Below are 18,423 nucleotides of genomic sequence, written 5' to 3'. Positions count from 1 at the left end.
ACGCCCCGGTTCAGCCCTCCAGCCGCGCCGCATGAAAGGCCATATGGTCGGCGATGAAGCTGGCCATGAAGAAGTAGGAGTGGTCGTACCCCGGCTGCATCCGCAAGGTGACCGTCTGCCCCGCAGCCGCCGCCGCCGCGGTCAGCAGCTCCGGCTTCAACTGCCCGGCCAGGAATGGATCAGCGTCGCCCTGGTCGATCAGGATGTCGTCGTAGCAGCCCGCGCCCACCCCCGCCTCAATCAGCCGCGCCGCGTCGTGCTCCGCCCACGCCTCCCGGTCCTCGCCCAGATAGGCCGTGAACGCCTTCTCACCCCATGGGCATCGCGTCGGCGACGCGATGGGCGCGAAAGCCGATACCGACCGGAACAGATGCGGATGCCTCAGCGCCAGCGCCAGCGCGCCGTGCCCGCCCATCGAATGCCCCGAGATCGCCCGCGCCTTCGTGGTCGGGAACGCCTCGTCGATCAGCCCGATCAGCTCGTCGACGACATAGCTCTCCATGCGGAAATGCTCGGCCCAAGGCGCCTGCGTCGCATCGACATAGAAGCCCGCCCCCTGCCCCAGGTCATAGCTGTCGTCATCCGCCACGCCCTCGCCGCGGGGCGAGGTGTCCGGAGCGACCACGATCACCCCATGCGCCGCCGCCGGCCCATAGGCCCCGGCCTTGGTGGTGAAATTGTCCTCGGTGCAGGTCAGGCCCGACAGCCAGATCAGCACCGGAAACGGCCCCTCCCCCGGCGGCACGAATACCGACAGGGTCATCGCCGTGCCGGTGGTCGCGCTGTCGTGGCGCAGATAGCGGAGCGTTCCGCCGTGGACGGTGTGGGTCTTCAGGGTTTCCATGCCCGACCCTCTAACGCCCTCCTTGTCATCCCGGAAGCCGCGCAGCGGCTATCCGGGACGGTGCAGGGCGCAGACCTTGTTGCCGTCCGGATCGCGCAGATAGGCCAGGTACAGCTTGCCGAACGGCCCTTCACGCAGGCCCGGCGGATCCTCGATCGAACGCCCGCCGGCCGCCGCGCCGGCGTCGTGAAAGGCGTGGACCATCTCCGGCGTCTTCGCCGCGAAACCGATGGTCCCGCCATTGGCGTGGCAGGCGGGGTCTCCGTCGATCGGCTTGCCGACCGCGAACGCCCCCCGGTCCGTCCGCCACCAGTAGCGTCCCTTGGGATCCGGCCCCTGCGCCGGCCCGATGCCTAGCGCCCCCAGCGCCGCGTCATAGAATTTCCGCGACGCCTCGACGTCGTTCGCGCCGACGGTGATGTGGGTGAACATGGCTTCCCTCCTGCAATCCAGACAGTTTTCTTAAACAACTGTCTGGGCGGCGCAAGCCTCTAGAACACCACCACGCTTCTGATGCTCTCCCCCGCATGCATCAGGTCGAAGGCCTCGTTGATCCGCTCCAGCGGCAGGGTGTGGGTGATCATCGGGTCGATCTCGATCTTCCCGTCCATGTACCAGTCGACCACCTTCGGCGTATCGGTCCGCCCCCGCGCGCCGCCAAAGGCCGAGCCGCGCCACACCCGTCCGGTGACCAGCTGGAACGGCCGCGTGGCGATCTCCTTGCCCGCCTCGGCCACGCCGATGATGACGCTCTCGCCCCATCCGCGGTGGCAGGCCTCCAGCGCCTGGCGCATCACCGTGGTGTTGCCGGTGCAGTCGAAGGTGTAGTCCGCCCCGCCGCCGGTCAGCTCGACCAGATGCGCCACCACGTCGTCGACCGTCTTCGGATTGACGAAATGGGTCATACCGAAGCGCCGGCCCCATTCCGCCTTGGCCGGATTGATGTCGACGCCGACGATCATGTCGGCCCCGACCATCTTCAGACCCTGGATGACGTTCAGTCCGATGCCGCCGAGACCGAACACGACGCAGTTGGCGCCCGGCTCCACCTTGGCCGTATTGACCACCGCCCCGACGCCCGTGGTCACGCCGCAGCCGACGTAGCAGGCCTTGTCGAACGGCGCGTCCTTGCGGATCTTCGCCACCGCGATCTCCGGCAGCACCGTGAAATTCGAGAAGGTCGAACAGCCCATATAGTGGGCGATGGCCTGCCCCTTGTAGCTGAACCGCGACGTGCCGTCGGGCATCAGCCCCTTGCCCTGCGTCCCGCGGATGGCGGTGCACAGGTTGGTCTTGCGGCTCAGGCAGCTCTTACATTGCCGGCACTCGGGCGTGTACAGCGGGATCACATGGTCGCCGACGGCCACCGAGGTCACGCCGGCGCCCACCTCGACCACAACGCCCGCGCCCTCATGGCCGAGGATCGACGGGAAGATCCCCTCGCTGTCCAGCCCGTCCAGCGTATAGGCGTCGGTGTGGCAGATGCCCGTGGCCTTGATCTCGACCAGCACCTCACCGGCCCGCGGCCCCTCCAGATCGACCTCGACGATTTCCAGCGGCTTCTTGGCCTCGAAGGCGACGGCGGCGCGGGTTTTCATGGGCGGAGCTCCGTTCGCGTCCCTTCTCCCCCTGCGGGAGAAGGTGGCAGCCCGAAGGGCTGACGGATGAGGGGTCGCACCAGCGGCGCCCTCTTTCAAGCCCGCGATCCAACCTTCCGCGCGACCCCTCATCCGACCTCGCTCCGCTCGGCCACCTTCTCCCGCAGGGGGAGAAGGGCTTTAGTGGGCCCATGCCGCGCAACCTCGTCATCCTCACCGGCTCCGGCATCTCCGCCGAGTCCGGCGTCCCCACCTTCCGCGCCGACGACGGCCTGTGGATGGGCCATCGCGTCGAGGACGTCGCCACGCCCCAGGCCTTCGCCCGCGACCCGGCCCTGGTGCAGGACTTCTACAACCGCCGCCGCCGCCAGTTGGCCGACGTCCAGCCCAACGCCGCCCACCGCGCCCTCGCCGACCTCGCCGCCCGCTGGGACGGCGACGTCCTGCTGGTCACCCAGAACGTCGACGACCTGCACGACCGCGCCCACGCCGAAAGGCCGCCTGCCCCCGGCTTCGAGCTGATCCACATGCACGGCGAATTGCTCAAGGCCGAATGCACCGCCACCGGCCGTGTCTGCGACTGGTCCGGCAACCTCGCCCCGGTCGAGCCCTCGCCCTTCCATCCGCAGGGCCGGCTGCGCCCGCACATCGTCTGGTTCGGCGAGTTTCCGCTGCACATGGAGCGCATCGAGCGGGCGCTGGCGGCGTGCGACCTGTTCGTCTCCATCGGCACCTCCGGCGCCGTCTACCCGGCCGCCGGCTTCGTCCAGCGCGCCAGCATGGCCGGCGCCCGAACCGTCGAACTCAACCTTGAGCCGTCGCTTGGCAGCCGCTTCTTCGACGAAGCCCAGCATGGCCGGGCGACCGAGGTCGTGCCGGCGTTCTGTGCCGACCTCTAATCTCCGCCCGTCACCCCCTTCGCCGCAAGCTTGGCCAGCACCCGGCCCCGACCCCTGGCCAGGGCGTGGATCACCCCTCGAAACGTCGCCACCTCCTGCTCGCTGAACCCCGCCCGACCCAGCATGACCCGCAGGTTCTGGCTCATCGACCGCTTCTTCTCCGGCGGATGGAAGAAGCCGCCCTCGTCCAGCTCCTTCTCCAGATGTTCGTACATTCCGACCAGCAGATCGTTCGACGCCGGCGGATCCCCCTCGCGGAACCGCGGTGGCGGCGCATCGAGGATCAGGGTGCGCCACTCATAGGCGTTGATCGCCACCGCCTGCGCCAGATTCAGCGAATGGTGCTTCGGATCGATCGGAATGGTGACGATGCCCTGCGTCAGGGCGATGTCGGTGGTCTCCAGCCCGGCCCGCTCGCCGCCGAACAGCAGGCCAACCGTCAGCCCCGAGGCCCGATCGTCATAGAGCAGCCGCATCGACTCCCTCGGCGTCCGCACCGGCATCCGCGTCTCGCGCGGCCGGGCGGTGGTCGAGAACACGGTGTTCAGATCGGCGATGGCCTCCGCCACCGTGTCGAACACCTTCACCCCGTCCAGCACCCAGTCGGCGCCCGAGGCGGTGGCCCAGGCCCGATCCTGGGGCCAGCCGTCGCGGGGCGCGACAAGCCTCAGCTCGGACAGGCCGAAATTGGCCATCACCCGCGCCACCGCCCCGATGTTGTCGGCCAGCTGCGGCTTGTCGAGGATGACGACGGGGGGGGGCAGATCACTCAACGCGGATCAGTCCTCGCCGTACATGGCCAGCCACGGATCGGCGGTTCCGGCCTCGACCTCGGCCACCTTCACCTTGGGCCAGCCGATCTCGTCATCGGCCGAGTCCCGCCACGCCAGGATGAACAGGTCGCGCAGCTCCGACGCTCCCGCCGCCAGCCGTCCCGTCGCGAAGGCCGCGCCCCGCACGTCGCCCTCGCCGAACCCGCCCGCCTTCTCCAGCTGGTAGAACGGCAGCACCTCGGCCAGCGTCGTCTTCAGATAGGCCGGCACGCGCGCCCGCAGATCGAACCCGTCCAGCCGGGGCGCCGCCATCGCCGCCTCGACCGCGTCCAGCCGCGCCACCCGCGCCGTGAAGGCGCCCTCGAACGCGCCGTGCGTCTGCCGCGAGGTGGTGAAGCCTTCCGGGTTCGGCACGTCCCGCGACCAGCCATTGTAGTGGATCGTCGTATGGTGCGGCTGGCTGCCGTCGCCGACGTAGTGCCCCAGATAGCCCATGTCGCGCAGGATCAGCGCCTCGCGCCGCAGCCGGTCCTCGCCGTACCAGGCGCGCTTGCCCGGATCGCTCTCGCGCGCCTCGGCGGCGTTCAGCACCCGCCAGGTGGCGAAGTCGCGCACCAGCTGCTGATAGCCGTCCATGATCGCGTACGGCAGGTAGCCGGCGTCGTCGACATCGAGCCCGGCGGCGACCAGGGCCGCATCGTATTCCGACTTCAGCCGCGGCAGGGCGTCGATCGACGGCCCGGCGGCGCTGATCACATGGGCCGCATCGTCCATGTCAATGAAGTGGGCCGTGTCGCGCTCGCGGTCGTGCGGCTGGCCGCCGCCCTTGGTGCGGTCCGGCTCGCGCGCCAGCTCGCCGACTTCGGCCGCGGCCCCCGGCGTGCGCAGGAAGGCCGGCATTTCCCCGGGCAGGCCGCGCACGGCGGCGACCCCGATCAGCCGATGCCCGGTGTTGCCCCAGGCGGAAACCATGGCCGGAGCCGACAGGGCCGCCACCCCGAGTGTCAGGGCGGAGACGGCGATAACGAGGCGCTTCATGGCGAACTCCGGGGCTGGAAACGTCGGGTCATCTAAACGAAACCCTCTCCCGGCGGGAGAGGGGTCATTGAATCCCGAACGCCGCCTCCACCCGCCCGATCCATCGCCGGATCGCCGAATAGGGCGCCAGGTCGAAGCCCCCCTCGTGCGCCCACCGGGTGTAGGCGACCAGCGCCAGGTCGGCGAGCGTCGGCCCGTCCCCGACCAGCCAGTCCGCCTCCGTCAGCGCCGCCTCCATCCGGTCGAGCGCGGCGTAACCTCGCTGCACCAGCCGCGGCTCGATTTCGGACGCCGGCTTGCCGAGGAAGGCCCGCTGGAACCGGACCACGGCGATACAGGGTTCGTGGCTGTACTGCTCCCAGAACAGCCACTCGTACATCTTCGCCCGGTCCCACGCATCGGCCGGCACATACGCCGTGCCCTCGCCGAAATAGCCGATGATGGCGTTCGACTGCGCCAGCGCCCGACCGTCCCCGAACACCACCGCCGGAACCTGTCCAGCCGGATTCATCTCGAGGAATTCTGTGGATCGCGTGCCGCGGGACATGACGTCGGTTTCGACCCAGCGATAATCACGACCGAGGCGGTCCAGCAACCACTTGACCTTCAAACAGTTACCGGACCGAATATCTCCATAAACAGTAAGCATCTCGACCCAGCAAAGTGTTTCTGATCTGCGAATACAGCTTACAGATTTCAGGCTGTTGGCAAAACGAGATTCGGCTTGACCATCACAAGGGCCACTTATCCACCGCTCGACCGGACAGGAGGTCGCACGCTGGCGGGAATGTCTGGTTTTCGCCGCATTTGTTGACGACAAGCGCCCCGCCGGACGGACAGGGGCCGGCGCCTACGCGAGTCGAATCATGCTCGGCAGTGCCGCTGCGTTCGCCCTCTTCTGGGCGATGGCCTTCTCCGCCCATGCGGCGGTTCCGGGTGAACCCGTATCCTACGAAGCCGCGGTCGCAGCCGACCCGGTCGTGGAATCAACGGAGCCCGCGGACGAAGGTTCCGACAGCGGCATGGCGGGCTTGAACCCCGAGCAGCAGGCGCTGATGGAGGCTGATCCGCGCTGGACCGCCCGCGTCAACCTCTACCATGCGGGTGGCGGCGGAGCGACTGGCAACGACAGCCTCGGCTGCCGGCCGATCCCGATGCGCACCATCGCCACTGATCCGCGCTACATCCCCCGCCGCACCCGTCTGTTCATCCCCGAGACGGTCGGCATGCGCATGCCCGACGGCACGCTGCACGACGGCTACTGGTACGCTTCCGACACCGGCGGCGCCATCAAGGGCCAGAAGATCGACCTCTACACCGGCCACGGCCGGGGTTCGATGCGGCCCGCCATGCGCTTCAACCAGCGCCGCCTGACCCTCGTCGACGCCGGCCGTTTCGAGGGCTGTCCGCCGTCGTGGGACAGCCAGCCGAGCCAGACCCTGATGGCTTCGGCGGCCACGAACGTCGGCTCGCAGTAAACGGGTCGGCGCCGCCCTGGCGGATTGCTGTTCTCTGAAACCGGCGTAGTCTCCTCCCGATCGAGGGAGGGGCCCATGAAAATCGCCAGCCTGTTCGCCGTCGCCGTGCTCGCCGTGGCCACCGGCGCCGCATCCCAGACCGCTGCGCCCTCCGCTCCGATGACCGAGCGTACCGACCGGATCGGCCTCGAAGGCCGCCGCGGCCCCAGTCTGTTCCGCCCCGGATTCGCCGTAGCCGAATACACCGGCTCGGCGACGTCCCGCGGCTCCAGCAGTCGTCTGCCGTGGCAATCGCGCGACATGGCCAGGGCCGAGTTCGACCTTTCGACATCCGCCGGAACCGTCCAGGGCGATTGCGGTGGCGGCCAGAGCCATCGTCAGATTCTCTGGATCACATTCGACCGCGAACCCCTCGCCTACGAGTGCCAGTACGCCGGAGCCGCACCTGAGGGCGCCCGCCTGTCCCTGGCGCTGTCCCGCGGCAGTCTGCTCAGCCGCCTGCAGCAGCCGCAACGCGCCGGCGAACTGGTCTGGGGCGACATCGTCCTGCGCGCCGAGACGAAGCGGATCGGCGGCCTGCCCTTCGGCGGCGGCCGGGTCATGGGCTATGTCTTCAGCCGCGATGGCGTCGAGATCGGCGGCCTGGACCTGAACGGCTTCCGGCCGACCTTCTATCTCCCGCCCCGGGGCTCGCCGGACCGCGACGCGGCGGCCGTCCTCGCCATCAGCCTCTTCGCCTTCCAGGACCCGGCCAACCGCTGAGGTCTAGAAGCGCCGCTTCCCGCTCACGGTTTCGAAGAACATCCGCCAGTCGCCCATCAGGCTCCACAGCGGATATCTGAACGTCGCCGGCCGGTTCTTCTCGAAGAAGAAATGCCCGACCCAGGCGAAGCCGTAGCCGACCAGCGGCATGGCCAGCAGCCACCACGGGTTCAGCGTCACGATCGCCACGGCCAGCACCACCAGCACCAGCGCCGACCCGACCACGTGGATGCGTCGGCACGTCCGGTTGGAGTGTTCGTGGATGTAGTGCGGGTAGAAGGCGGAAAAGCTCTCGAAGCGTCCGCCCGCCGGCTCCTGGGTGCTCATGCGTCGACGATGACTCCGCCCACGCCCCGCCGCAAGAGCGTGTCCGGCTCCGAACCTTCGCGCCCCTGGGCGGTTCTCCGGCAAAGGAGTCCCGCCATGGCCCAGCATCAGCAGCCCGAGCATTCCGGCGGCGCCATCACCGCCCTCAAGGTCCAGCCGTACCAGTCCGGTGAAATCGTCCTCACCTCGCCGGCCATCGACGCCGACGGCTGGCTCTCCGTCGACCATGCCCAGGCCGGCGACGATACCTCGCCGCCCCTGTCGTGGAGCGGACCGCTGGAGGTCGTCACCTGGGCGCTGGTGGTCGAGGACCCCGACGCCCCGCGCGACGAGCCGACCCTGCACTGGCTGGTCTGGAACATCCCCGGCGCCTGGACGGGCCTGCCCGCCAACCTCGACAAGACCGCGCATCCCGACGGCGGCCACGACCTGGTCCAGGGCCTCAACAGCCAGGGCCGTCCCGGCTGGCTCGGCATGGCCCCGCCGCAGGGGCATGGCCCGCACCGGTATTATTTTCAGCTCTTTGGTCTCGACCGCCATCTCGACCTGGCCGAGGACATCCCGCTGGTCGAATTCGTCAATGTGCTGCGGAGTGCGACCATCGCCCGGGGCGAACTGGTCGGCCGGTTCGAGAACCCGCATCCGACCCTCGACGCCCCCTCGACCGCCCGCACCGGCTCTTATGGGCAGGACGAAGGCCAGCCGCGCCCGCCGACGGAGGCCGAGGCGAACGCCGGCCGCGGCGGTCTCGACCGCGACGACCCCGACCGTCACGCCCCGCACGACCCCGACGGCGTGGTCCGGCCCGACTGAGTCGGGCCTGTCACCATCCGTGATCCCCGACGTCAGCGGTGCGAGGCTAACGTCGCCGGATGCGCCTCGCCCTCCTGCTCGCCCCGCTCCTGCTCGCCGCTCCGGCCGCGGCCCAGACCCCCGCCCCCGCCGCCGTCGCCGAAGGCCCGCCCGGCCACCAACTCGTGTGGGCCGACGAGTTTGACCGCGACGGCCTGCCCGATCCGGCCCTGTGGACGTACGACACCCAGGCCAACCGCACGGGCTGGTACAACAACGAGCGCCAGTATTACGCCGCCGACCGGCTGGAAAACGCCCGGGTCGAGGACGGCCGCCTGATTATCGAGGCGCGCCGCGAGCGGCTCGATACCGCCGCCGACTGGGGCCGCCAGGACTACACCTCCGCCCGCATGCTCAGCCGGGAAGGCTGGACGTACGGCGTGTTCGAAGCGCGTGCGAAGCTGCCCTGCGGGCGCGGGACCTGGCCGGCGATCTGGATGCTGCCGGTCGATCTCGAGGTCTGGCCAGGCGACGGCGAGATCGACATCATGGAGCATGTCGGACACCGCCCCGGCGTCGTCCACGGCACCGTCCACACCGGACGCTACAACCACGTCGCCAGGACCCAGCGCGGCGCCGAGATCGCCGTCCCCGACGCCTGCGAGGCCTTCCACGTCTACCAGGTCCGCTGGACCCCCGACGCGGTCGACTTCATGCTCGACGGGCAGCCGTACTACAGTTTCCCGAACGAGCGCACCGACCGCGACGCCTGGCCGTTCGACCGCCCCTTCCGGCTCATTCTCAACGTCGCCGTCGGCGGCGACTGGGGCGGGGCCGAGGGCGTGGACGACGCCGCCCTGCCGCAACGGCTGGAGATCGACTGGGTCCGGGTCTGGCGTCCGGATGAGGCCCCACCGACCGTCCCTTGACTCACTCATAGCCATCTGGTTATACGTCGACCTATAGCCCATCGGTTATCGGTCTCCGGATGCAACCCACCCCCGACCTGCTTTTCCGAACCCTCGCCGATCCCACCCGCCGGGGGATCTTCGAGCAGCTGTGCCGCGAGGGCGAGCAGACGGTCGGGGCCCTGACCACGCGGGCGGGAATTTCGCAGCCGGCGGTCTCGAAACATCTCGGGGTCCTCAAACAGGCCGGCCTGGTGCGCGACCGCCCGGCGGGCCGCCAGACCCACTACAGCGCCCGGCTCGAGGCCCTCGCGCCGTTGACCGACTGGACGAACCGGATGGCCGGATTCTGGGAGACCCGGATCGACCACCTCGAGGACCTGCTCAAAAGGATGGACCAATGACCGAACCCGCGACCCGAACGCGCTCCGTCGTCGTCGAACGCGAGATCGCCTGGCCGCCGGAGAAGATCTGGCGCGCCCTGACCCAGCCCCATCTGATGGAGGAATGGCTGATGAAGAACGACTTCAGCCCCGCCGTCGGCCATCAGTTCCAGCTGCGCGGCGACTGGGGCGGCATACTGGACTGCGAGGTCCTCGCCGTCGAGCCGAACCGCACCCTGTCCTACACCTGGAACCATGCCCACGACGATCCGGCCTTCAACCTGGAGAGCGTCGTGACCTTCACCCTCACCCCGACGCCCGCCGGCACGCACCTGCGCGTCGAACAGGCCGGCTTCCGGCCCGACCAGCGCCAGGCCTTCGGCGGCGCCATGGCCGGCTGGCCGCTCTTCCTCGACAAGCTGGAAGAAGCCGTGGCCGGCGCGGACTGACCCCCACAACCATCGAGGAGGTTCCCATGAACTGGAGCACAGCCATACGGCAGGCCCACCGCTGGATCGCCATGGCCTTCACCGTCGTTGTCGCCGGCATCTTCCTGGCCCTGGGCCTGGGCCGCACGCCTGCCGAATGGGTGTATTTCCTGCCGCTGTTCCCGCTCGCCCTGCTGACGCTCAGCGGCCTCTACATGTTCTTCCTGCCCTACGCCGCCCGGCGGCGCGACGGACGGGGGCCGGCGCGATGACCGGCGGCAAGACGGCGAAACCCGCCCTCCTCTCCGGCGGCAATCCGCAGATCCCAAAGGGGTTCGGCGACGCCCCGGTGCGGGCCTGGATCGCCGCCGCGCCGGGCTGGAAAGGCGACGCCGCCCGCCGCCTCGACGCCCTGATCGAGCGCACCGTCCCGGGCGTGAAGAAGGCCGTCAAATGGAACACGCCGCTCTACGCGGTCGAGGACGGGGCCTGGTTCATGAGCTTCCACGCCTTCGACCGCTATCTGAAGGTGGCCTTCTTCCGCGGCGCGGCGCTCGACCCTCTCCCGCCGGTCGGGTCGAAGCAGAAGGACGTGCGCTACCTCCACATCCACGAGGACGACACGATGGACGAACCCCGGCTCACCGACTGGATCAGACAGGCCAGCCGCCTGCCCGGCGAACGCATGTGAACGGAGACGCCCTCATGGGAAAGACCGACATCGACCCGGCCGAAGCCGCCCTCCCCGCCTCGCAGCGCATCGACGCGAAGATCGCGGCTCTCGCCGACTGGCGCGGCGAAACCCTCGCCCGCATCCGCAGGCTCATTCACGAGGCCGACCCCGAGGTGGTCGAGACGGTCAAATGGGGTCGCGTTCCGGTCTGGGAGCACAGCGGCATCCTCACCACCGGCGAAACCTACAAGTCGGCCGTCAAGATGACCTTCGCCAGGGGCGCCGCGCTGGACGACCCGTCCGGCCTGTTCAACTCCAGCCTGGAGGGAAACACCCGGCGCGCCATCGACTTCCGCGAGGGCGACACGATCGACGAGCCTGCCCTCAAGGCCCTGATCCGCGCGGCCGTGGCGCTGAACGTCTCGACGTCCCGCGCCCGGTCCGCCCGTCCCTGATCAGCCCCCGGTCTGGGGTGCGGCGAAGTCGAACTGCGGCTCCTGCCGGCGCGGACCCTGTCCAAAGGCGTAGGTCAGGCCCACGTACCAGGCGCGGCCGCCGAAGCGCCGCTCGGTCCGCTCGCGGAATTGGGGCGTGTCGAACACGGTGACGTCGCCGAACTGGTCGAAGACGTCCCGCACGGTCGCCTGGAAGGCCCACTTCTCGGTCAGCTTGCGACGGTAGCCCAGGTTGACCATTCCACCCGCCTCGCGGACGCCCTGCGCCTGCAGGGACTCGCCCTGCCAGAAGCCGGCGATCTGCAGGAAGTCGGCCGCCGTCGGCTGCCAGTTCAGGTTGGCGCGACCGGAAAACACGGTCCCCGAGCTGTTCTGTGCGCCGGCGATTCCCGTGGCGTCGATCTCCTGGTGGAAGACGTTGACGCTGGCGTTGTAGCGCAAGGTCTCGTGGAGCTTGCCATTGGCGGTCAGCTCCAGCCCCATGTCGCGGCGCGCCCCGAGGTTCTCGGGACGGGTCACGAAGATCCCCCCGCCTATGTCGGTGCTCACCTGGGTGAAGGCTTTCGTCGTGTCGCGGTAGTAGAGCGTCGCCTGGTAGAAGGTCTGCTGCACTCGCCGCTGCCACATGAGTTCGAAGGAGTCGGTCTCCTGCGGCTCCAGCTGCGGATTTCCCGAGCGGTAGTTGAACGGGTCCTGGAAGACCAGGAACGGGTTCAGGTCGAACGGCTGAGGTCGCTGGATCCGGCGGCTGTAGCTCGCGCGCAGCGTCTGCTCCCCGGTCAACTCGTAGCCGAGGTGCAGGGTCGGATAGGCGCGGAAATAGCTGTTGGACTCCTGGATGCCGGTCGTGACCTGGTCCAGGTCGACTTCGGTGTACTCCAGCCGCAGCCCCGCCTGCGCCGACAACTTGCCGAACGGCCGCTCCCAGGTGCCGTAGAGCGCGTGCACCGCCTGTTCGGCTTTGAACTGGTTGGTGACCAGGGGATCGGGGGTCAGGGCGTTCGGGGTCGAGCCCCGGCTGACCGCATTGCTGATCTCCGGTTCGCGCATCTCCAGCTCGTAGCCGGCCCGCAGCTTGCCCCCGTCCGACATCGGCCGGACGTAGGCGCTGGTGAAGCCCAGGATGGTGAACTCGGTGCGGTTGTCGACCAGTTCATAGACGTCGGCCGCCGGCGGCAGGATGGCCTCTGTAAGCGTGAACTGCTCGAAGGCATTGCGTCCGCGGTCGACCCGCAGCTCGGTCGACCATTCATGGCCCTGGTCGTCGAAGCGGTGCAGCACCCGCGCCGTCGCCCCCAGGCCCCGGCCCTGGAAGCCGCCTTCGCTGTCGCGGCGATAGGAGTCGATCACCGCTCCCGCCGCGTTCTCGCCCTCGAACAGCTCCACGCCCTCGCCGTCGTTGCCGAAGCGCTGGGCGCGGATCTCGCCGGTCAGCTGCGTCTTGTCGGTCAGGCGGTACTCGGCGGTGAGCCGTCCGAACCGACCGTCCATGGTGGAATCGATGTCCTGGGTCTGGCGGCTCTCGACGAACACCCCGCCGCCCGCGTCGCGTTCGCGGAAACGGTCGACCTCCTGGAGAATGCTGTCGTGGCGCAGACCCAGGTCGCCCGAAAGCGTCAGCCGGTCGCGGCTGTAGGCGCCGCTGAAGCCGAGATTGTAGCGGCCCTCTGCGCCCACGTTGACCCGTATCGAGCCGGTGGTGGTCGCACCCGGGCGCACCGTCGTCGGCTTGGTGATCAGGTTGATGACCCCGCCCGAGCCCTCCGGGCTGTAGGCCGCCGACGGATTGGTCATCACCTCGATGCGCGCATAGGTGTCGGCCGGCAGTTGTAGCAGCGCCTGCCCCCGACCCTGGCCGCTCAGCATGCCCGAGGGCCGGCCGTCGATCAGGATGGTAACGTTCGAATCCCCCCGCAGCGAGACATTGCCCTGCGGGTCCACGTCCACCGACGGAACGTTGCGCAAGGCGTCCGCCAGGCTGCCGGTCCGGGCCTGCAGGTCGTCGGCGAGGCTGTAGCTGACGGAGTCGATAGAGGTGCGGATGTCGGTGTTGCGCCCTTCGACCACCACCTCCTCGACCGCCGTCGCCTCCTCCTCCTCCGACGCCTCGGGCTCGGGCTCAAGGTCCTGCGCGCCAGGCGGCGTTTGCGGGGGAGCGGGCGTCTGCGCCAGCGCCGCCCCGGCCGACGTCACAAACGCCGTGCCGGCCAGCAGCAGAACCTTGACTGTATTCACGACGCACTCCCCCGGGGTTGCGGGAAACGGCTCCCGCAACTGCCTCGCTCAACTATAGAGCGCACCGACTCTCCGAAAGTTACTTCTTGGTCATGCTGGGGGCCAGATTAGAGCCGACTGAACATTACGGTTTGGTCATCTGCGTCGGCCGAATATTCGCAAGGCCGGCCGCGTCCTCAGACCTCCGCCGCCGGCTCCGGCCCCAGCAGCCGCTTCACCATCGGCCACACCTTCGCCAGAGCCGACAGGAAGCCGACGATCGTCGACACCCACTGGAAGGCGCTCCAGACCCAGCCGAACAGCTCGCCCTCCCCCAGCGCCTGGCTGATCGGGAACAGCACCTGCGACACGCCGATCTGGAAGGCTGCGTAGGCCTCCGAATACTCGATCGAGCGGTCGGCGAAGAAGGCGATGGCCACCGCCGCCGACACCGGCGCCCACAGCAGCGGCAGGACCAGCAGCAGCGCCAGCAGCACCACCAGCAGCTTGGTCCCCACCGTCTCGCGCGAGACCAGGCTGGCGACCACCCCCGCCCCCAGCACCAGCGCCGTCAGCGCCAGCCCGACCGGCAGCACCAGATCGGCCGCCGTCATCAGGTCGGCGAACCAAAGCCCGACGAGGATCGCGGTCCCCGACAGCAGGAAGGCGGCCACCCAGACGGCCGCGTACTGTCCCAGGCGGCGCTTCAGATGGGCGAGGCTGACCATGACGACCGTCCGTTGCTGCATCCCCGGCCGCAGCCAATCATGTCCGCACCGGCCTGTCGATTCAGCGAACACCGATCGCGCGGCCTGTTCACCAGTTTTATTGGCGCCGCCTTCAGCCTCCCGCGCCAGTCTGCCCCCGACCTCCGGAGAGACGCTCATGCAGGCCCACGCCATCGCCGCCGCCGGCATCGCCGCCGCCTCGGCCCGTTTCGAGGCCAGCGCGCGCCGAACCGCCGCCGATCCGCTCGCCGACCTGGCCGGCGAAACCGTCGAGCGCCTCGGCGCCCGGATCGCACTCGAGGCCAACGTCTCTGTGCTCAGGACGGCCGACGACATGGCCGGAACCCTGCTCGACATCCTGGCCTGATCCCGTCAGGCTGCGCGCCGCTCCGCCTTGGGGGGCAGTTCGAACCACCGGGTGAAGCGGACAAGGGCGCCCGCGTCGCCCTCCACCGTCAGCTGCGCCATCCGCGCCGCCAGCCCGGCCTCGTCGCCATAGACCAGGGCGGCCACGCCTTCCGGAGAGCCTGTCACCACCGCCTCGGCTCCGGCGGGCTCGGCCCGCGCCGCGGTCAGCGCCCCATCCGCCACGCGCACCACGAAACTCTCCGCCCCGAAGCGGAATCCCAGCACCGTCCGCGTCGCCCCGGCCTTGCCCGCATCGAACATGGTCCGGAACGACAGCATCAGCCCCACCGGGCTCAGCGGCAGGGTCGCGTCGTGGTCCGGCGACCGCGCAGCCCACCGACCCATGGCCTGGATGATCGGCTCGGCCTCCAGCCCCCACGGCGTTAATTCATAGACCTGCACTGACGCCGGAGGAGGCAGCCTCCGTTTGACCAGCACGCCCGCCGCCTCCAGCCCTTCCAGCCGCTGGGTCAGCACATTGGCGCTCAGCCCGCGCAGGCTGGCGCGGAGGTCGCCGAACCGTTTGGGGCCCAGCATCAGTTCGCGCACCACCAGCAGCGCCCAGCGCTCGCCCAGTATCTCCAGCCCCAGCGCGGTCCCGCAGGCGTCTTCGTACCGCCTCCCATGCAGGCTGGTTATTTTTTCTAACTTCATACTTGTCATACCTAACTTATCACGGCATGAGTCTCAAGTCGCACAGCACGTCCGCGGCAGTCAGAACCCACCGGGCTCAAGCAGCGAGGGACCGCGTCCCGAGCGGTAGCCTCTCCCAAGGAGCAACCAGAATGTCCTACATCACCGGCTTCCTGCTTCCCGTACCGGCCGCCAAGAAGGAGGCCTACATCGAGTCCGCCCGCAAATCCTGGCCGCTGTTCCAGAAATACGGCGCTCTCGAACAGGTCGAGACCTGGGGCGAGGACGTTCCGCCCGGCAAGGTCACCGGCTTCGACCTGGCCGTTAAGCTCGAGCCCGGCGAGGCCGTGGTCTTCTCCTGGCTCCGCTGGCCCGACCGCGCCACGGCCGACAAGTGTTTCGCCGAGATGTCGTCCGACCCCGACTTCGCCAACATGGACATGCCCTTCGACGGCAAGCGCATGATGTGGGGCGGCTTCGCCCCGGTGTTCGAGGGGCGGTAGTCGGCAGACCTTTCCCATCGGGGAATAATGGCCGCGACGCCTCCCGTCTCTTCCTCACCGCAAGGGAGGGCGGCGGCGTCCGCTCCTGACCCGGACCGACGATGAGAAGTCCCCGGCGCCTCCGTCAGGTCAGACGCCGGAACGGCGCGAGGACGCAGGCGGCGATCAGGGCGGCGACAGACGCCGCCAGGAAGACGGCGGTCAGCGGCAGGCCCAGACCCAGCAGGACGGCGGCGGAGGCCGGGGCCAGGCTCTGCGGCAGGGCGACCGCCATGTTCATCACGCCCAGATCGCGCCCTGCCGCGGCCCGGTCCGGCAGGATCTCCGCCGTCATGGCCGCCACCGGGGTGGCGTGCAGGCCGTGGGCGGCGCCGAACAGCAACTGGCCCGCCAGCGGCCCCGGCCAGGCCGGCCAGAACACCATCACGGCCAGCGCCGCGGCCATGCCGAGGCCGCCGGCGACGACGAAAATCCGGCGTTTGCCCAGCCGGTCCGAGCCCACGCCGCCGATGAAGCCGCCGAGCGCCGCCGCCACGGTGGAGGCGATCAGGAGTGCGCCGAACAGTTCGAGGGCGGACCACCCCTGCGGCCGCGCGCCGGGCTGGTCCTGCAGCAGGAACAGCAGGAAGAGTGTGTTGATGGCCACCGCGCTCTCGACCAGCAAACGCGACACGAAGGTCAGAAAGAAGCGGAGGTCCCTGAGGGCCTCGAACGATAGCCGCGGGGGCGGCGCCGGCTGGCGCGACAGGCGGGGCTCGCTCAGGGTGAGGGCGAAGGGCAGGATCATCATCGCGGCCACGGCGATGACGATCCCGAACTGCAGCGGAGGCGAGCTCGCCAGGCGAGTCACGACCAGCGCCGTGAACAGGTTGGCGACCGGCAGGGCGGCGCCGGCCCAGGCAGAGACCAGGCCCTTCTGGGAGTCGGCCACCATGTCCGGGACAAGGGCGGTGAGCGGCGCGTAGAGGGCGTTCACGGCCATCTGAAACGCCATCACGCCCAGGGCCAGCTGCAGCGGAGTGGTCGCGCCGCCGATCAGGGCCAAGGCCAGGGCGACAAGCGTCAGCCCGGCCAGGATCCATGGCCGTCGCCGCCCGAGCGGGCTTCGGGTGCGGTCGCTCAGACTCCCGAACAGCAGATTGGCGACGGCGGCGGTCAGTCCGCCCAGCATGGCCATCTGGCTGAGCAGCAGGGCCTTGTCCGCGCCGCCCAGCAGCTGGGCCTTTCCGGGCAACAGAAGGGTGAGCAGGGGAATGAAGCAGATGAAGGCCCCGGCCTGGGCCGCCCCATAGCCGAGAATGAACCAGCGGGAGCGATGGGTCGGCGTCGACTCGGCGGCGGGGGCGGTCATGACGACATATGAGGTCGCCCTGCGCGCCGCGTCGACCTATTGTAGAGCCTGGGCGACGCGGAGGACGCGCGCCTTGTCCGCGGGGAGCGAGCTTGACGTCCAGAAAACCCACCATCGACGATGTGGCCCGGCAGTCCGGCGTCGGCCGCACCACCGTGTCCCGCGTGCTCAACGGCGGGCCCAACGTTCGCGCCGAGGTGCGTGACCGGGTGCTGGCGGCGGTGGCGGCGCTGAACTACCGGGTCAATCCGCAGGCGCGCTCGCTCGCCGGCGGCGGCAGCCGCATGCTGGCCTTGATCCTGGCTTCGGACCTCGAGGCGGAGCCCAACTCCTTCTACGCCTCGGCGCTGGAGCTCGGCGCCCTGCGCGAGTGCCTGTCCCTCGGCTTCCAGCTGATGACCCGTCACGTGGCCCAGCAGAGCCCGGACCGCCGTGAACAGGTGCTGGAGCTGATGACCACCCAGCGCTGCCAGGGTCTGATCCTGACTCCGCCGTTCGCCGACGACGCCACCCTGATCGAGGAAATCCGCCGGCAGGGCTGCGAGGTCGCGACCATCTCGCCGGGCGGACCGGGCCGGTCGGTCGCCGACGGCGTGGGCATCGACGACGAGGCGGGCGGCTATGACATCGCGCGGCGCCTGCTGGATCTCGGACACAGGCGATTCGGTTTCATCAGCGGCATCGAGGGTCACCTGTCCGCCGGGCAGCGCCTCGACGGGCTGAAGCGCGCCCTGGGCGAGCGCGGCCTTGGACCCGGGGCGGTGACCGTCGTGCAGGGTGACTTCACCTTCCGGTCCGGCAGCGTCCTCGCTGCCCGCCTGTTCGATCAGCCGGATCCGCCCACCGCCCTCGTCTGCGCCAACGACGACATGGCCGCGGGGGCCCTGTCTGCCGCGCACGGCCGGGGCCTGGACGTTCCGGGGCATCTGTCGATCACCGGCTTCGACGACACCCCCGTGTCGGAGATCGTCTGGCCCCCGCTCACCACCGTCCACCAGCCCCTGAAGGATATGGCGGGCGAGGCGGTCAGGATCATCGCCGCACGGCTCGCGGGGACGCGGCGGGGCTCCGACTGGCAATTCACGGTCATGCCCCACGCGGTGATCGCCCGGGCCTCCGCCGGGCGCGCGGCGCCGAGGCTCGCGACCGCCAGCGCTTGACGCGAGGCTCAGGCCCCTTCCTATTGGAAGCGCTCCCAACAGGAAGCGCCGGATCAACGGACGCCGCC

24 protein-coding genes are annotated in these 18,423 nt (G+C 69.5%); 13 read left to right on the top strand and 11 right to left on the bottom strand.

Features of this window, described 5'->3' with window-relative positions; all coding sequences use genetic code 11:
- Positions 1-10: 10 nt before the first annotated feature.
- Genes fghA through VEA62_RS03840 form a run of 3 tightly spaced genes read right to left on the bottom strand, consistent with a single transcriptional unit; the run spans position 11 to position 2,442 of the window.
- Complete coding sequence (gene fghA, locus VEA62_RS03850; RefSeq protein WP_324818644.1) at positions 11-844, bottom strand: S-formylglutathione hydrolase; 834 nt, start codon at positions 842-844, stop codon at positions 11-13.
- 48 nt (positions 845-892) lie between these two features.
- On the bottom strand, positions 893-1,276 hold the full coding sequence (locus tag VEA62_RS03845; RefSeq protein WP_324818641.1) for a VOC family protein: 384 nt from the start codon (positions 1,274-1,276) through the stop codon (positions 893-895).
- A gap of 59 nt (positions 1,277-1,335) precedes the next feature.
- Positions 1,336-2,442, bottom strand: coding sequence for an S-(hydroxymethyl)glutathione dehydrogenase/class III alcohol dehydrogenase (locus VEA62_RS03840; RefSeq protein WP_324818639.1), 1,107 nt, complete (start codon positions 2,440-2,442; stop codon positions 1,336-1,338).
- 191 nt (positions 2,443-2,633) lie between these two features.
- Between VEA62_RS03840 and VEA62_RS03835 the strand changes: the two genes are divergently transcribed.
- A complete protein-coding gene (locus tag VEA62_RS03835) occupies positions 2,634-3,341 on the top strand; it encodes an NAD-dependent deacylase (protein ID WP_324818637.1) in 708 nt (235 codons plus the stop codon).
- Here VEA62_RS03835 and VEA62_RS03830 read toward each other — a convergent pair.
- From VEA62_RS03830 to VEA62_RS03820, 3 genes are all read right to left on the bottom strand, one after another.
- On the bottom strand, positions 3,338-4,114 hold the full coding sequence (locus tag VEA62_RS03830) for an RNA methyltransferase (RefSeq protein WP_324818635.1): 777 nt from the start codon (positions 4,112-4,114) through the stop codon (positions 3,338-3,340). The genes VEA62_RS03835 and VEA62_RS03830 overlap by 4 nt on opposite strands.
- Positions 4,115-4,120: 6 nt before the next feature.
- Positions 4,121-5,152, bottom strand: a complete 1,032-nt coding sequence (locus VEA62_RS03825) for a S1/P1 Nuclease (protein WP_324818632.1) — start codon at positions 5,150-5,152, stop codon at positions 4,121-4,123.
- A gap of 64 nt (positions 5,153-5,216) precedes the next feature.
- On the bottom strand, positions 5,217-5,801 hold the full coding sequence (locus VEA62_RS03820) for a glutathione S-transferase family protein (RefSeq protein WP_324818630.1): 585 nt from the start codon (positions 5,799-5,801) through the stop codon (positions 5,217-5,219).
- A 217-nt stretch (positions 5,802-6,018) separates the two neighbouring features.
- Here VEA62_RS03820 and VEA62_RS03815 point away from each other — a divergent pair, with 217 nt between their 5' ends.
- Positions 6,019-6,630, top strand: a complete 612-nt coding sequence (locus VEA62_RS03815) for a 3D domain-containing protein (protein ID WP_324818628.1) — start codon at positions 6,019-6,021, stop codon at positions 6,628-6,630.
- 75 nt (positions 6,631-6,705) lie between these two features.
- On the top strand, positions 6,706-7,392 hold the full coding sequence (locus VEA62_RS03810; protein ID WP_324818625.1) for a hypothetical protein: 687 nt from the start codon (positions 6,706-6,708) through the stop codon (positions 7,390-7,392).
- A gap of 3 nt (positions 7,393-7,395) precedes the next feature.
- Here the strand turns inward: VEA62_RS03810 and VEA62_RS03805 are convergent, their stop codons facing one another.
- The gene (locus VEA62_RS03805) at positions 7,396-7,719 is read right to left on the bottom strand and encodes an Mpo1-like protein (RefSeq protein ID WP_324818622.1); all 324 of its coding nucleotides are present in this window, start codon (positions 7,717-7,719) and stop codon (positions 7,396-7,398) included.
- A gap of 96 nt (positions 7,720-7,815) precedes the next feature.
- Here VEA62_RS03805 and VEA62_RS03800 point away from each other — a divergent pair, with 96 nt between their 5' ends.
- From VEA62_RS03800 to VEA62_RS03770, 7 genes are read left to right on the top strand one after another with little or no spacing between them, the layout of a single operon-like run.
- A complete protein-coding gene (locus tag VEA62_RS03800; protein WP_324818620.1) occupies positions 7,816-8,532 on the top strand; it encodes a YbhB/YbcL family Raf kinase inhibitor-like protein in 717 nt (238 codons plus the stop codon).
- A 59-nt stretch (positions 8,533-8,591) separates the two neighbouring features.
- On the top strand, positions 8,592-9,440 hold the full coding sequence (locus VEA62_RS03795; RefSeq protein WP_324818618.1) for a glycoside hydrolase family 16 protein: 849 nt from the start codon (positions 8,592-8,594) through the stop codon (positions 9,438-9,440).
- A 59-nt stretch (positions 9,441-9,499) separates the two neighbouring features.
- Positions 9,500-9,823: a metalloregulator ArsR/SmtB family transcription factor gene (locus VEA62_RS03790; protein WP_324818616.1), complete on the top strand. Its 324-nt coding sequence runs from the start codon at positions 9,500-9,502 to the stop codon at positions 9,821-9,823.
- Positions 9,820-10,251 (top strand): SRPBCC domain-containing protein, encoded by a 432-nt coding sequence (locus VEA62_RS03785; RefSeq protein WP_324818614.1) that lies wholly within the window; start codon positions 9,820-9,822, stop codon positions 10,249-10,251. The genes VEA62_RS03790 and VEA62_RS03785 overlap by 4 nt, the downstream gene beginning before the upstream one ends.
- 26 nt (positions 10,252-10,277) lie before the next feature.
- On the top strand, positions 10,278-10,502 hold the full coding sequence (locus tag VEA62_RS03780; RefSeq protein ID WP_324818612.1) for a hypothetical protein: 225 nt from the start codon (positions 10,278-10,280) through the stop codon (positions 10,500-10,502).
- Positions 10,499-10,921: a DUF1801 domain-containing protein gene (locus tag VEA62_RS03775; protein ID WP_324818611.1), complete on the top strand. Its 423-nt coding sequence runs from the start codon at positions 10,499-10,501 to the stop codon at positions 10,919-10,921. The genes VEA62_RS03780 and VEA62_RS03775 overlap by 4 nt, the downstream gene beginning before the upstream one ends.
- 14 nt (positions 10,922-10,935) lie before the next feature.
- On the top strand, positions 10,936-11,358 hold the full coding sequence (locus VEA62_RS03770; RefSeq protein ID WP_324818609.1) for a DUF1801 domain-containing protein: 423 nt from the start codon (positions 10,936-10,938) through the stop codon (positions 11,356-11,358).
- On the opposite strand, the gene VEA62_RS03765 is transcribed toward VEA62_RS03770, so the two are convergent.
- Positions 11,359-13,593 (bottom strand): TonB-dependent receptor domain-containing protein, encoded by a 2,235-nt coding sequence (locus tag VEA62_RS03765; protein ID WP_324818606.1) that lies wholly within the window; start codon positions 13,591-13,593, stop codon positions 11,359-11,361.
- A gap of 176 nt (positions 13,594-13,769) precedes the next feature.
- Positions 13,770-14,321, bottom strand: a complete 552-nt coding sequence (locus tag VEA62_RS03760; RefSeq protein ID WP_324818603.1) for a hypothetical protein — start codon at positions 14,319-14,321, stop codon at positions 13,770-13,772.
- Between the two features lie 136 nt (positions 14,322-14,457).
- Between VEA62_RS03760 and VEA62_RS03755 the strand changes: the two genes are divergently transcribed.
- Positions 14,458-14,667 carry a flagellar hook protein FlgE gene (locus VEA62_RS03755; protein ID WP_324818601.1) on the top strand — a complete coding sequence of 70 codons (210 nt, stop codon included), beginning with the start codon at positions 14,458-14,460 and terminating at the stop codon, positions 14,665-14,667.
- 5 nt (positions 14,668-14,672) lie between these two features.
- Here VEA62_RS03755 and VEA62_RS03750 read toward each other — a convergent pair whose 3' ends face one another.
- Positions 14,673-15,362 carry a helix-turn-helix domain-containing protein gene (locus VEA62_RS03750; protein WP_324818599.1) on the bottom strand — a complete coding sequence of 230 codons (690 nt, stop codon included), beginning with the start codon at positions 15,360-15,362 and terminating at the stop codon, positions 14,673-14,675.
- 131 nt (positions 15,363-15,493) lie between these two features.
- Here VEA62_RS03750 and VEA62_RS03745 point away from each other — a divergent pair, with 131 nt between their 5' ends.
- Entirely contained in the window at positions 15,494-15,844 is a 351-nt protein-coding gene (locus tag VEA62_RS03745; protein ID WP_324818597.1) for a DUF1428 domain-containing protein, read from the top strand.
- A gap of 124 nt (positions 15,845-15,968) precedes the next feature.
- Here the strand turns inward: VEA62_RS03745 and VEA62_RS03740 are convergent, their stop codons facing one another.
- On the bottom strand, positions 15,969-17,195 hold the full coding sequence (locus tag VEA62_RS03740; protein WP_324818593.1) for an MFS transporter: 1,227 nt from the start codon (positions 17,193-17,195) through the stop codon (positions 15,969-15,971).
- A gap of 92 nt (positions 17,196-17,287) precedes the next feature.
- On the opposite strand from VEA62_RS03740, the gene VEA62_RS03735 reads away from it, so the two are divergent.
- Positions 17,288-18,355: a LacI family DNA-binding transcriptional regulator gene (locus VEA62_RS03735; protein ID WP_324818591.1), complete on the top strand. Its 1,068-nt coding sequence runs from the start codon at positions 17,288-17,290 to the stop codon at positions 18,353-18,355.
- Positions 18,356-18,423: the final 68 nt, after the last annotated feature.

Origin of the sequence: Brevundimonas sp. (genome assembly GCF_035627475.1) — a bacterium.
Taxonomy (GTDB): Bacteria; Pseudomonadota; Alphaproteobacteria; order Caulobacterales; family Caulobacteraceae; genus Brevundimonas.
The sequence above is the reverse complement of the archived record's forward strand: the minus strand, read 5'-3'. Positions and strand labels throughout refer to the sequence as shown.

Bases quoted from the DNA above. Each gene is read 5' to 3' on its own strand.
- fghA (WP_324818644.1), bottom strand. From the start codon at position 844: ATGGAAACCCTGAAGACCCACACCGTCCACGGCGGAACGCTCCGCTAT.
- VEA62_RS03845 (WP_324818641.1), bottom strand. From the start codon at position 1,276: ATGTTCACCCACATCACCGTCGGCGCGAACGACGTCGAGGCGTCGCGG.
- VEA62_RS03840 (WP_324818639.1), bottom strand. From the start codon at position 2,442: ATGAAAACCCGCGCCGCCGTCGCCTTCGAGGCCAAGAAGCCGCTGGAA.
- VEA62_RS03835 (WP_324818637.1), top strand. From the start codon at position 2,634: ATGCCGCGCAACCTCGTCATCCTCACCGGCTCCGGCATCTCCGCCGAG.
- VEA62_RS03825 (WP_324818632.1), bottom strand. From the start codon at position 5,152: ATGAAGCGCCTCGTTATCGCCGTCTCCGCCCTGACACTCGGGGTGGCG.
- VEA62_RS03820 (WP_324818630.1), bottom strand. From the start codon at position 5,801: ATGCTTACTGTTTATGGAGATATTCGGTCCGGTAACTGTTTGAAGGTC.
- VEA62_RS03815 (WP_324818628.1), top strand. From the start codon at position 6,019: ATGCTCGGCAGTGCCGCTGCGTTCGCCCTCTTCTGGGCGATGGCCTTC.
- VEA62_RS03810 (WP_324818625.1), top strand. From the start codon at position 6,706: ATGAAAATCGCCAGCCTGTTCGCCGTCGCCGTGCTCGCCGTGGCCACC.
- VEA62_RS03805 (WP_324818622.1), bottom strand. From the start codon at position 7,719: ATGAGCACCCAGGAGCCGGCGGGCGGACGCTTCGAGAGCTTTTCCGCC.
- VEA62_RS03800 (WP_324818620.1), top strand. From the start codon at position 7,816: ATGGCCCAGCATCAGCAGCCCGAGCATTCCGGCGGCGCCATCACCGCC.
- VEA62_RS03795 (WP_324818618.1), top strand. From the start codon at position 8,592: ATGCGCCTCGCCCTCCTGCTCGCCCCGCTCCTGCTCGCCGCTCCGGCC.
- VEA62_RS03790 (WP_324818616.1), top strand. From the start codon at position 9,500: ATGCAACCCACCCCCGACCTGCTTTTCCGAACCCTCGCCGATCCCACC.
- VEA62_RS03785 (WP_324818614.1), top strand. From the start codon at position 9,820: ATGACCGAACCCGCGACCCGAACGCGCTCCGTCGTCGTCGAACGCGAG.
- VEA62_RS03780 (WP_324818612.1), top strand. From the start codon at position 10,278: ATGAACTGGAGCACAGCCATACGGCAGGCCCACCGCTGGATCGCCATG.
- VEA62_RS03775 (WP_324818611.1), top strand. From the start codon at position 10,499: ATGACCGGCGGCAAGACGGCGAAACCCGCCCTCCTCTCCGGCGGCAAT.
- VEA62_RS03770 (WP_324818609.1), top strand. From the start codon at position 10,936: ATGGGAAAGACCGACATCGACCCGGCCGAAGCCGCCCTCCCCGCCTCG.
- VEA62_RS03760 (WP_324818603.1), bottom strand. From the start codon at position 14,321: ATGCAGCAACGGACGGTCGTCATGGTCAGCCTCGCCCATCTGAAGCGC.
- VEA62_RS03755 (WP_324818601.1), top strand. From the start codon at position 14,458: ATGCAGGCCCACGCCATCGCCGCCGCCGGCATCGCCGCCGCCTCGGCC.
- VEA62_RS03750 (WP_324818599.1), bottom strand. From the start codon at position 15,362: ATGAAGTTAGAAAAAATAACCAGCCTGCATGGGAGGCGGTACGAAGAC.
- VEA62_RS03745 (WP_324818597.1), top strand. From the start codon at position 15,494: ATGTCCTACATCACCGGCTTCCTGCTTCCCGTACCGGCCGCCAAGAAG.
- VEA62_RS03740 (WP_324818593.1), bottom strand. From the start codon at position 17,195: ATGACCGCCCCCGCCGCCGAGTCGACGCCGACCCATCGCTCCCGCTGG.